Origin of the sequence: Bacillus sp. FJAT-50079 (genome assembly GCF_018343515.1) — a bacterium.
Taxonomy (GTDB): Bacteria; Bacillota; Bacilli; order Bacillales; family Bacillaceae_C; genus Lederbergia.
Window position 1 is genome coordinate 271,403 of sequence record NZ_JAGYPD010000001.1, and the last position, 12,598, is coordinate 284,000.

Sequence of the window (12,598 nt, forward strand, 5' to 3'; positions counted from 1 at the left end):
TAGACGAATCATCATTACTTTTAACATAATATCTATTTCAAGCAATAGAAAGAGAGATGTTAAATGACCAAATTTCATACAAAAGATTATCAGGAAATGGTTGCTAATATGTTAGCTGATGCCGGGATTATTTTAACAAAAGCTGAAAAGGAAAAAATTGAAATTGCCGATTTTGGATTAAATCATCTTGAAGCATCTGGATTACAATTAATCACTTATGTGAACAACGAACGTTATTGCGCAAAAGATTTGGTGCTGTTTCCTAATCAAACCTGTCCGGAGCATCGCCACCCTCCCCGCGAGGATGGCAATCCCGGTAAATTAGAAACTTTCCGTTGCCGAAAAGGAACTGTTTATCTTTATGTCGAAGGATCGAAAAAGGAGCAGCCTTCAGTTCTCCCTCCCGAAAAGGATAAGGAGTACTACACTGTTTTTCATGAAGTAGTGCTTCATGAAGGAGAGCAATATACCATTCCTGAAAATACGAAGCATTGGTTCCAAGCGGGGTCTGAAGGTGCCATTATTTCAGAATTTTCATCAAATAGCGATGATGCTTCAGATATCTTTACAGATCCTAGAATTACTCGTATTCCAGAATGACTTAGCACGAGATAGAAAAGAAGAAAAAAGGTTTCTTCTTTTCTATCGCTAGATTCTCATAAATTAACTAGTTTTTATGTAAGCGCAACCACGTCCGACGGTAAAGGCTCATAAAATGATAAATCAGGGAGGGTTTAATTTGAAAACACTAAAAAGGGGTCTGTTTTCAATTTTATTGGTAATTGGTATGTTGATGATTCTAGTAGGTTGTTCTTCTGAAAATAAAACAGGTAGCAAGCCAAATGATTCTAATAGTAATGGTAAAGATGGCGGCGATGAAATTACTTTAGAGTTTCAACAATGGTGGGGAGTAGAATTACCAGATGGTGTTCTTCAGGAAATCGTTGACGGATTCACTGCTGAAACAGGAATTAAGATCAAACTATTAAGTAATCCTTATGCTGATACAAAAACACAAATTGCAGCTGGTGCAGCGTCAGGAACGATGGCAGATGTCGTTGGACTTGATGGTTCTTGGGTATATGATTTTGCCAAACAAGGATCGATTGCAAATTTAACTGCCTTAATGGAAGCCGATGGATATGATGATAGTCAATTATCCGATCAAATTAGGGTTGATGGGAATACGTATATGATTCCTGTTGCGAATTTTGCCTATCCGATGTATGTAAACTTAGATATTTTAGAAGAGGCTGGCATTGAAGAAATACCTAAAACATGGTCTGAATTTAGTGAAGTAACTAGTAAAATCAGTACCTCAACGGGGAAAGCAGGATGGGCGATTCCATTGTCTACTGAATCTCCAAGTGGTATTCAAAATAATTTTATGAGTTGGCTATGGGCTTCTGGAGGGTCTATGTTAAATGACGGAAAGCCTGCATTGACGAACAATGAAGACTTAACTGCTACGGTTGAGTTTGTAAAAGATCTATTTGATGCTGAGGTAGTAGCTCCAGGCGCATATGCGATGAAGGAATCGGATATGGTCGAAGAGTTTACAAATGGACGTATCGCATTTATGACTGATTCGTTAGCTCACTTATCACTGATTAAAAAAGGAGCACCTGATTTAAACTTCGATTTCGTTCCTATTCCAGTTAAAGATGGTTATAGCGGAGAAAGTGGTATGGACGTAGCAAACTGGGGAATCGGAATTGCTGAAAATAGCAAACATAAAGCAGAAGCGATGAAGTTTATTGAATACCTAATGAGTCCTGAAGTAAATGCAGAAATTGCTGTTCATGCAAATGCCTTCCCTGGAAACACAAAAGCTGATCCTGATTATTCTTCAGCGGATGAGTTGTTCTTAAAAGCTTATAAACTATATCAAGACAGCTATGCCGTTAATGAATTTACTGGACTTCCAATTTCAGAAGAATTAATGAGAACGTTTGATGAACAACTACAACTTTACCTAGATGGAGATACAAGTTCAGCAAATGATATGTTAGAGGAAACCCAACAAATTTGGGAACAAGCATTTAATTAATAAATACTCGATCAATCAACGGGATGTATGTTTTGCATACATCCCTGTGTTAGAAAGGTGGTAATGGCAGGTGATAACTGAAGCGATAAAAAAATTACGGTATAATAGAAGGTTGCGCGATAACAGAAAAGCACAATATTTTAAAAAGAAATCCGAGCCATATTTATACCTTTTACCGACCATTATATTAATGGCTATATTATTAGTTATACCTATTTTTATGGTTATTCGCTATTCGTTTTATGACAATGTAATTGTAAATAACAATCCTGTATTTGTAGGGATTGAAAACTTTAAAAATCTATTAACGGATAAATCATTTTTAGTGGCTGCAAAGAATACATTCATTTTTGTTGGTGGAAGTGTCATTGCACATATGATTCTTGGTATGACCTTTGCCATGTTATTAAATACACATTATCTTAGTACAAAAACCAAAGCTTTGTTCAGAGTAATATTTGCTTTACCATGGATGTTTACTGCGGCTGTTATAGCCGTTCTTTGGAAAATGTTATTAAACCCAAACGGTGTAATTAACTATTTATTAGTAGAATTAAATTTAACGAGTACTCAAATTGAATGGTTAGCCTCGAGAGATTTTGCATTATTTTCAGTTACAACGATTAATATTTGGGCGGGATACCCCTTCTTTATGATCAGTATATTAGCTGGACTTCAAGGTATACAATCAGACCTTTATGAGTCTTCAGCAATTGATGGAGCAAACAGCGTACAGCGTTTTTTCCGTATTACCATTCCCCAGTTAAAGCCAATTTTAATTAGTTTAGTATTGTTAGATTTTGTATGGACCATACAGCAATTTGCCCTTATTTGGATGACCACTGGTGGAGGACCAATTAATGCGACAGAGATGCTCAGTACGTTTATTTATAAACTAGGCTTTAGTAAATATCAGTATTCTATGGCTTCTACTAGCTCAGTAATTTTGTTAGTCGTATGTACAATCGTCGCGATCTTCTATGTGCGACAACAGAGAGGACAGGAATAATATGGTAGGACAAAGAAAATGGTATATTAAGTTTATCGTTATCATCCTATTAGTTATGGGCGCAATCTTTGCAGGTTTTCCAATCTTGTGGATGCTTTTAAATTCCTTTAAACCTAACTCCGAAATTTTTGCATGGCCACCATTGTGGATTTCTGAAAATTTCACATTCGAAGCTTACTTACAGATTTTCAAAAATCCTGAAAAGATTAGATTTTTCGTTAATAGTTACTTTATCGCCTTTACTGTAGTAATTTTGACTTTAATTATAAGCATTCTCGCTGCGTATAGTTTCAGCAGGTTTGACTTTCCAGGCAAAAAAATAATCAATACGGTCATTATAAGTGTGCAAGCGGTACCACCTATCGCTTTATTAATCCCATATTTGAGCTTGATCGTAACACTTAATTTGTATAACACATATGGTGCATTGATTTTAACTTACCTGCTATTTACATTACCTTATGCAATTTTAATGATGACTGGCTATTTTAATACATTGCCAAAAGACTTAGATGAAGCAGTTATGATTGATGGTGGATCGAAATTTAGAGCACTTAGATCTGTTTTAGTTCCCGTAGCAATTCCTGGAATGGTTTCTGTTGGAATGTATACCTTTATGCTGTCGTGGAATGAATATCTCTTTGCCTTAGCTTTAACGAAGACAAATGATTTTCGGACTGTCCCAGTAGGAATTAGTTTGTTAATGGGGCAGCATGCTTACGAATGGAACCAAATGATGGCAATGAGCATACTTGGATCGTTACCAGTATTACTCTTATTCTTATTTTTCCAAAGGTACTTCATTGCAGGGATGACATCTGGAGCTATTAAAAACTAGGTAAAAATAACATACTAAGTCTCATCTTAAAGAGGCTGGGACATATCTAAAGTAATCAAGTCCATAGGCGAACAATGTATTGCATTAGCGTAGGAAATATACGTAGACTCCTGCGGGGGAAAGGCATCGGTGAGACCCCGCAGTGCACAGCACGGGGAGACTCACCAGCCGCCCGCGGAAAGCGAAGTATATTTCCAAGCGAGTTATTTGCAGTTGCTATCGTTCGCATTTGGATTTTTATAAAAGCTTTTTCCTAGCCTCTAGTTAATTGGGGCTTATTTAGTTCTATAAAATCTCCTCGCGGTTTTCTTCTTCTTTTGCTAGAAAAATAAATAATTAAGCCGCTACAAGACTTGGAATATTAAGAGCAATACATAATTGCTCAATATATGATGAAGGGAGCAATCAAAGTATGAAAAGTATCTCATTTGGTTTCACGGCTAATATTGATTTGTTGGCCAATGTTACCGAACAGTTTTATGAAGAAATTAAGGCGAATGCTACTGGCGAAATTGACACAGTCATTGATACGTGGGAGAAGTTTTGCATGGCGGTAGCATCGAATATAAAGAAAGGAAGTGGCGCCGAGTATATTGTAACTGAGCCATCAATCCTATCTCGCTTGGAAAAGGCATTGAAATGGAAAAAAGCAATTGGTGGAACCGGCATACAAGCTGGGTGTGCAGCTAGTCGTGCAGGATACACTTCCATTGTAAATATACCTGTCATATCCGAAGAGTTAGCCTCTTTAGTTTCAGATTACGAGAATTTAAAACTAATACCGAAACGGACAGGCGAAGTCCCAAAACATTATATTTTGGAATATGATAACGGTATAACTTCAAATAGAATTATCTTTCGAAAAGACAACGAGTTTTCTTCAAATATGATTGGAGACGCTTTTGTAAACGAATTTTTAAACGTAGAAAATAATGTTCATTGGTTGCTAATTTCAGGATATAATTCGTTTGATAGTAGTGATGAAATTTCGCATTTTTTACAAGAAACAGTGGATGTATTAAAGTTAATGGGGAAAAGAAAACCAAAGGTTCATTTAGAACTCGCCTCAATATGGTCGTTGAATGAACAAAGGAAAATCATAAAAAATATGAAAGGGTGTATTGATAGTATAGGAATGAATGAAGATGAATTTCACGATTTATTTGAACTAAAAAAACCATTACTAGAATATGAGGATGAACAGTTAATAAACTCAATTGATGAAGCGTATGAGCATTTAGGTGTTTCTCACTTTATCCTTCATACAAAGCAATTTTCCCTAGCTAAGTCTACTCAATATGATACTAATCTATGGGAGACTTCATTACGAAATGGAAACCAATTTGCCTTTGCTAGAGCCTCAACTGGGAAAATATGTAGCAAAAATGAAATTAAGTCATTAGCTGAACAATCACCACTAAATCCAAGAGGAGAAAAATTAAGAGATATCACGAATGAACGCAAAGATATTACCATTTGTCCAGGTTATATCGGAAAAATTACGAGTACTACCGGATTGGGAGATACCTTCACTGCTGGCTTGCTCGTTGAAGCCCCAAATAAATTTATTGAATTGGTAAAAATGACATGATCATTAAATGGGGATTAGGGAAATTTACAAAAACAATACGAATTGGATACGGAAGGAGGATTTTATGTCGACCGTAAGAGAAAATAATTTATTAAATATTGTCAATAGCATTTATCCAACACTACATGAGGCAGAACGAAAAGTGGCCAACTATGTAATAACAGAATATTATAACGTGATCGATATGAGCGTGGCCGAGCTCTCAGAGCAATGTGATGTTAGTGAAGCAACCATTGTCAGATTCTGCAAAAAAATCGGACTGAAAGGCTTCCATCATTTTAAAATAACATTAGCTAGGGAAATCAATAATCCAGAAAAGACTACACATTCACCAACTGTAAATTTAGATAATATTGAAGAATCCATCCAAAATATTTATGCGTATAAGATTGATGAACTGAAACAAACCGCTTCTTTTCTTGACCCACAAGCTGTGCAAAAATGCCTCGACCTTATAGAAAAGAGCAGTATTGTTCACTTTGTTGCTGCCGGTAATTCTATTCCAGCCGCTTTAGATGGAGCCTATAAATTTAATCAAATCGGAATTCGCTCGATTGTAAATACAACTCCTGAAATGCAAGTAAACCTTGCCCAAACGTTAACAGAAAATGATGTGGTGATCGGAATATCAAATTCGGGAAACTCGAAACTCTTACTTCAAATATTTGAAATTGCTAAGAAAAGAAAAGCTTCAACGATTAGCATCACGAATCATTTTAAGTCTCCCCTTTCTCGTATGTCAGATATTCAGCTAACGAGCATTACAAATGAAAAACTGTTTTTTAAAGAATTTAGTTTCTCAAGAGTCCCGGCGATTTCAGTGATTGACACGTTATTCCTCCTATTATCGAAGATCAACTTCGATAATTCATTTGAATCTATTAGCGATTTAGAACAGCGATTATCGGATTATAAATATTGAGGATGCGATTGAAATTTATGGGATAAGTTTGTGTTTTTTATTAGAGGATGCAGATTGAGCATAGTGAGTGTTTAATAAGGACAGCATATGGTGGGTAGAAGAAATTAGCTATCCACAACAAAAGCGAGCTGATTATTATATATATCATTGTTGAGATAGCAAAGAGGGAAATGTACTAGATCAGTACTATTTCTTCGCTGTCTTTTAGAGATGCTTCCCTATATGAATTTTAGAGATGTAAGTACCTTAGAACAATTACTTCCTTGGTCACCAACATTACTACCATATGCATTAATTTTAGTAAGTTATCTAAGAAATCCCCATCTGGGAATAGGTGGGGATTATTGGTTACATTATCTATATAACTACAATTTTTTCTTACCCTCATGTAAGAGTCCCGAGTCACATAAATTAAATGCATTACCTACATTTTCTATTTGCAAAAGAATTTCTGAACTCCTTAATTATTGAAAGTAATGTATAGTAGCTTAACAACCGATACTTTAGACCTATTAATTTCAGGCATCATTATCAATTTAATAAATAATTGAATTTTACCTTTATGATTTGGTGCTTTAAGAAATGGATAGAAAAAAAATAGCTCTAAATGCGTTGTCCCTTTCCACTTGCCATCTCAAATATTTTTTGATCAACAGTTTGTTCAATATGTAAAATTTAAAGAATCCATTTAACATCCTTTTTAATAAGCTTCGCAGGAACTCCACCAACCACCGAGTTAGACGGAATATCTTTTGTAACTACTGTTCCAGCTGCAATAACCGAACCACTACCGATAGTCACTCCTTTTAATATCGTAACCCTACTCCCTATCCAAACATTATCACCTATTTTAATCGGACTGGTTGCTTCCGATTGTCCTTTTGCGAGTTGAAATGCATGGAAATCCGTATCCATGATTTGAACGTCCCATGAAATGGCACAGTTTTCTCCAATTTCAATAGATTTTTGGCAAATTATAGTGCTGTTCGAAGATATGAAACTACCATTTCCTATTTTCACATCTGCTTTCGGTCCAATGATGACCCTAACACCTGGTCCTAGCGATGCTTCGCCTTTTACATTAATTGTACTAAAATCCTCAAGTTGCAAAACAGTCCTATCCAATTTCTTTTGACCTATTTCCCCCACACGAGTTTCATACTGCCCCATGTACAATCTTCGGACATCAAATTTGGAATTTTTCTTAGCTTTTATAATAGAATTCCAGTTTGCTCTGATTGGCACACTTCTAGCTGTATTTTTTGAGTACTTATACGAAAAGTATATACTTTTTATTACACGTCCAAGTTTAAATAAAACTCCCATTTTTTTCACCTCTAGGCTATTATAGCGCATAAAAAGTAGTAATAAATAACAATTATGCAATAATGTGAAATACGTTTTATGAGGCTGTTGAGAATGAAAAATTTCGATCATCACTAAACCTTATTAATAGGGATTAGCGGTTGGATTAACTCCCCCCCCCGCGCAAGATGTGGGGGGCAAAAGTGGATTAGTTTTTGTCCATTAGCGTCTAAAATATAATCTAATGTATTTTTTCGTTCTTGTGAGATCATGCTGATAATAAACATACCAAAAGAACAATGAAAGAATATTACTATTCATATAATCACCTGCTAAATATTGGTGAACAGTGGATTTAAATCATGATTGTTGCAATATTTAATTTGCCACTTTAGTCAGATAAAATCAATATTACAGGTATGAATACAATACTTCATACAGTATGGATTGGTATTTTGAAGATAAAGTATCCTGTATGTTTTTGTATAATAAATTATTGATAGTGTACATTTCATAGCCATAGATGAACTCTCAGTTTGTTTAAGCCTATAAAATAGGTTCTCCAAACAAAAAATACAAAAGGAATTAAATTTCTGGAAGCTTTGTTTTTAATCCCTTATAATTCCCTTTAAATGTACCTAAATCTCGGTTCGCTCATTTTGTGGAACAAGATAGTGCCCCTATCCCGCCAATTTTGTACCACTTCTGATTATTTGAATCTGTTCTATTTTGTGAAGAGCATTAACATAATTTTTGTATATTATCATTTCTTCAAAGGTGAGATTTGTTTGAATGCTGTTGTTTATAACTTTAAGATTATTACGAATTTCCCTATCGACCCTCCCATGAGGATCATCATATCTCATACTTGAATATTTAAGAGCTAGGTCACCTTTTAAGGTAAGAATGCTCTTTTGTTAGCGATTACCTTCACATTTAAAGTCGAGGGAATTATCGACCTCTCCCCCAACTGATCTACGATATCTTTAAATCCTTCCATATTCACTTTAATGTAATAAATCAATTATAATATCAAGGACTCGTTTACTGTATTCATTGCCATTCCGATACCACCGAAAACGTAAGCATGATTAATTTTATCATTAATTTCTTTTCTAACAGTTTCCAATCGTGTATCACGAGGAATGCTCAACTTATTTACCGATTTTACTGTCATTACAAGCAACGTGTCTGAGCGCCCTCTATCCCCTGGTAGTTTGTCCCCCCTAAAATTAAGACAGAAAAAGGTACTGCTTTCTAATTCTACTGGTTCCTTTACTTCAGGAAGAAGTTCACTCGGAGAGTGGGTAGTAAGTGCTATTTTATAAGTTTATCGTAAATAGAATAAGCATCTTACCACCCCCAACAGTAAGAAGAAAGAACGCAATGATAGTAAATTTTAATACTCATCTTTTTTGGGACTTAGATCTTTCCATTGCTACTTCCTCTCAACTTTAAATGTGCCTATACCTTTACTACCCCTTTCAACAATTCCATAACTTCATTCTCAAGAGACTTCAATTTCCCTTGACTATCCACCAATGAATTACCTTTTACAGCAAAATAAAATTTACATTTGGGTTCGGTTCCTGATGGGCGTACACAGAACCATGATCCGTCTTCTAAGTTAAATTTCAAAACATTTGATTTTGGTAATTGAAGCAATGTTGTGAAACCAGTATTTATATCTATACATTGGCCCGTTGCATAGTCCTCCATTTCAATCACCATAATACCATTGACCAATTTCGGTGGTTGATTACGGAATGATTCCAATATCTCTGTAATCTGGTTCACACCACATTTACCCTTCAGCGTCAATGAGCGAAGTGACTCTTGATAATATCCATACTTTTCGAAGATTTCCATCAATGCATCATATAGAGATTTACCTTGCATTTTGTAATAAGCTGCTACTTCAGCAACAAAAACAGCTGACTGAACAGCATCCTTATCCCGAACAAAATCACCAATTAAATAACCGTAACTTTCCTCATATCCAAATAAAAAGTGATGTTCACAACTTTGCTCGAACTCTTTAATCTTTTCCCCTATAAATTTAAAGCCAGTTAATGTATCCATTGTTTTTATGCCATAGTGTGATGCAATCATTCGACCAATTTCGGAAGTGACAATTGTTTTAATGACGACTCCACTAGGGAGTAACGTGCCATTTTTCTTTTTCTGATCGAGCAAATACTGAAGCATTAAAGCTCCGACCTGATTTCCAGTTAAAACAACGTATTTCCCCATATTATTTTTGACCGCAACACCAAGTCGATCCGCATCTGGGTCAGTTCCTATTAAAATATCTGCATTTATTTCCTCTCCATAACGTATGGCAAGTTCAAATGCAGCATGTTCTTCGGGATTTGGTGATGCTACTGTTGTAAAATTCGGATCTGGTAATTCCTGCTCTTTTACAATTGTCAAGTTTTCGAAGCCAAACGCTGCCAATCCATCTCGAACAGATTGATTTGCAGTTCCGTGAAGTGGAGTAAATACGATAGAGAGTTCTTTTCCTACTTGCTTAACTACTTCTCGATTTAATTGAATTAATTTCAATTTTTCAGTATAAGCATCGTCTACTTCTTTACCAATATATAATAGAAGACCCCTATCCAAAAGATCATCTTCGTGAGTAAACTCAATTGTTAACTCGTCGCCGACCCCACGGACGAATCGAGTAATTGTATCTGCAGCTGCCAGTGGAATTTGCCCACCATCTTCACCGTACACCTTAAACCCATTATATTCTGGTGGATTATGACTTGCCGTAATTACAACTCCTGCAAAAGCATGTAAGTACCTCACAGCAAATGATAATACCGGGGTAGGGCGTAAACCATCAAATAGATAGACCTTAATCCCATGTTTTCCTGCTGTTTTTGCTACTTCTAGTGCAAATTCAGGTGACATGTGCCGGGAATCATAAGCAATCACTAATCCGCGAGCCTTAGCTTCATCCCCTTGCCAAGCAATGTACCGAGCGAGACCTTCCGTTGCCTTTCGAACCGTATAAATATTCATTCTGTTTGTTCCAGGTCCCAGCACACCACGCATTCCACCTGTTCCAAACTCTAAATCTTTATAAAAGCTATCTTCTAATAATTTTTTATTAGATTGTATTTCGATTAATTGCTGTCTTAACTTTGCATCTAAATTTGAAAATTCAAACCATTTATTCACTACACTATTCCACATTAAAAATGTTTGCCTCCTTGCAAAAAGAAATTTGCACTTAAATTTATTAGTTTTTTTCAATCTATAAAGAAGAATAAAATTTATACCACCTTATATATCTTCGATTTTTATTGAAATCGGATATATCTTAACTAGAATAAATATAGCCAGGTTACCTAAGTAATCCCGGCCAAGATTTATATTTTCGCAAACTTACAATTTTGCTCAATTTCTTCCCAAGTCATAAATATACGAACGATGTCCTCTTCAACTAGTTCGGTACCCTTTTGTACTTCAATAAATTCGAGGTCAGTTATCGCTTTAATAGCATGTCTGTCCCCCGGATCGATTTTCAATACATCTCCAGGTTTTACTTTACATATCTCATCGTTAAAGGCAAATTCCCCTTCACCTTTAATAATTGTCCATACTTCACTTCTGTAAAAATGCTTTTGATAACTTAAATTTCTACCGGCTTTTACACCGATTCGTTTCGTCAACACTTCTTGATCACCTTTATACTTAACATGATCGAGAACACGGTACCATCCCCACCTACGTTCTTCATACATAGGACGATCGTCAAAGGACTCGATGAGCTCTTTAATCGCCGGGCTTTTCTCTTTATCCGCAACTAAAATTCCATCAGGACTTACAGCAACAACGGCATTAGAAATACCTAGAACCGTAACTGGAATATCTAATTCATTAATCAAGTGGGTATTCACGGAATCATTACTTAAGATTCCATTACCAATTTGTTCAGAAGCCATTTCTTCTGTCAGAGTATTCCAGGTTCCAAGGTCTTTCCAGTAACCATCATATGAGATTACAGTTATGTTTTTTGCCTTTTCAACAACTTCATAATCAAAGCTTATTTTTGGAAGTTCTTCATACCGCAATTTCAATTGATCATACGTAACAGGAAAGTTGTTAGCTTCTAATATCGAAATAAGATAACCTAGTCTAAAAGCAAATACACCACAATTCCATAAAGCACCTTGCCCAATTAATTCTTTAGCTTGAAGTTCATCTGGTTTTTCTGTAAAACGTCTAACATGCTGATAGTCTAATACTAATTCTCCTTTTTTAGAAACAATGTATCCATATTTTGAAGATGGGTAAGTTGGCTCAACCCCTATCAATGCTAAATCAGAAGCACTTTCTAAAACCACAGATTCCAAATCTTTTATTCTGTCGAAAAATCTATCTTCGACATAAGGATCAACCGGGAGAACAGCAACGACCTCTTCCAAATCGACCTCTTCCACACTATATAAAAAAGAAGCCGCTAAAGCGATCGCAGGAAATGTATCACGGCGGCTTGGTTCAATAACTAAAGGCACTTGATATCCCAATTGGTTATGGATCATGTCCACCTGAGACTTACTAGTAGCGATTACAGCAGAATTTTGAAGATGCACTCTATCAAGTTGTCGCCATACACGCTGGACCATTGATTCTAAATCATTGTTCTTGCCTTCAAGTACTTTCAAAAATTGTTTTGAACGAGCATCGTTTGATAAAGGCCATAGCCTTTTTCCCGAACCACCTGACAATAAAACTAACTTCACTTACTACACCTCTCTAATCAATATTTTGATAATGAATTACTTCGAAATATACCTCGAATTGTTTAATGAGTATTACGGGACTTAATTTAAAATGAGCAATATTTAGATTTTAATTAAAGGACACGC

General features: G+C 35.6%; 10 protein-coding genes. 6 read left to right on the plus strand and 4 right to left on the minus strand.

Features of this window, described 5'->3' with window-relative positions; all coding sequences use genetic code 11:
* Positions 1-63: 63 nt before the first annotated feature.
* The 6 genes from KHA95_RS01325 (at position 64) to KHA95_RS01350 (ending at position 6,410) form a co-directional block, all read left to right on the plus strand.
* The gene (locus KHA95_RS01325; protein WP_283248109.1) at positions 64-600 is read left to right on the plus strand and encodes a D-lyxose/D-mannose family sugar isomerase; all 537 of its coding nucleotides are present in this window, start codon (positions 64-66) and stop codon (positions 598-600) included.
* 139 nt (positions 601-739) lie between these two features.
* Positions 740-2,050 carry an ABC transporter substrate-binding protein gene (locus KHA95_RS01330; RefSeq protein WP_249316434.1) on the plus strand — a complete coding sequence of 437 codons (1,311 nt, stop codon included), beginning with the start codon at positions 740-742 and terminating at the stop codon, positions 2,048-2,050.
* A 112-nt stretch (positions 2,051-2,162) separates the two neighbouring features.
* Positions 2,163-3,059, plus strand: a complete 897-nt coding sequence (locus KHA95_RS01335; RefSeq protein WP_249316436.1) for a carbohydrate ABC transporter permease — start codon at positions 2,163-2,165, stop codon at positions 3,057-3,059.
* A 1-nt stretch (position 3,060) separates the two neighbouring features.
* Positions 3,061-3,897, plus strand: a complete 837-nt coding sequence (locus KHA95_RS01340; RefSeq protein WP_213135671.1) for a carbohydrate ABC transporter permease — start codon at positions 3,061-3,063, stop codon at positions 3,895-3,897.
* A gap of 412 nt (positions 3,898-4,309) precedes the next feature.
* Positions 4,310-5,488, plus strand: a complete 1,179-nt coding sequence (locus KHA95_RS01345) for an ADP-dependent glucokinase/phosphofructokinase (protein WP_213135672.1) — start codon at positions 4,310-4,312, stop codon at positions 5,486-5,488.
* A gap of 64 nt (positions 5,489-5,552) precedes the next feature.
* Complete coding sequence (locus KHA95_RS01350) at positions 5,553-6,410, plus strand: MurR/RpiR family transcriptional regulator (protein WP_213135673.1); 858 nt, start codon at positions 5,553-5,555, stop codon at positions 6,408-6,410.
* A 675-nt stretch (positions 6,411-7,085) separates the two neighbouring features.
* On the opposite strand, the gene KHA95_RS22780 is transcribed toward KHA95_RS01350, so the two are convergent.
* The 4 genes from KHA95_RS22780 to KHA95_RS01370 all read right to left on the minus strand — a co-directional run bounded on the left by KHA95_RS22780 (position 7,086) and on the right by KHA95_RS01370 (position 12,472).
* Positions 7,086-7,847 carry an acyltransferase gene (locus KHA95_RS22780; RefSeq protein WP_249316438.1) on the minus strand — a complete coding sequence of 254 codons (762 nt, stop codon included), beginning with the start codon at positions 7,845-7,847 and terminating at the stop codon, positions 7,086-7,088.
* A gap of 892 nt (positions 7,848-8,739) precedes the next feature.
* Positions 8,740-8,901 carry an LCP family glycopolymer transferase gene (locus KHA95_RS23315; protein ID WP_213135674.1) on the minus strand — a complete coding sequence of 54 codons (162 nt, stop codon included), beginning with the start codon at positions 8,899-8,901 and terminating at the stop codon, positions 8,740-8,742.
* Positions 8,902-9,179: 278 nt separating this feature from the next.
* Positions 9,180-10,919, minus strand: a complete 1,740-nt coding sequence (locus tag KHA95_RS01365; protein ID WP_213135675.1) for a phospho-sugar mutase — start codon at positions 10,917-10,919, stop codon at positions 9,180-9,182.
* A 176-nt stretch (positions 10,920-11,095) separates the two neighbouring features.
* Positions 11,096-12,472, minus strand: coding sequence for a sugar phosphate nucleotidyltransferase (locus KHA95_RS01370; RefSeq protein ID WP_213135676.1), 1,377 nt, complete (start codon positions 12,470-12,472; stop codon positions 11,096-11,098).
* Between the last annotated feature and the right edge of the window lie 126 nt (positions 12,473-12,598).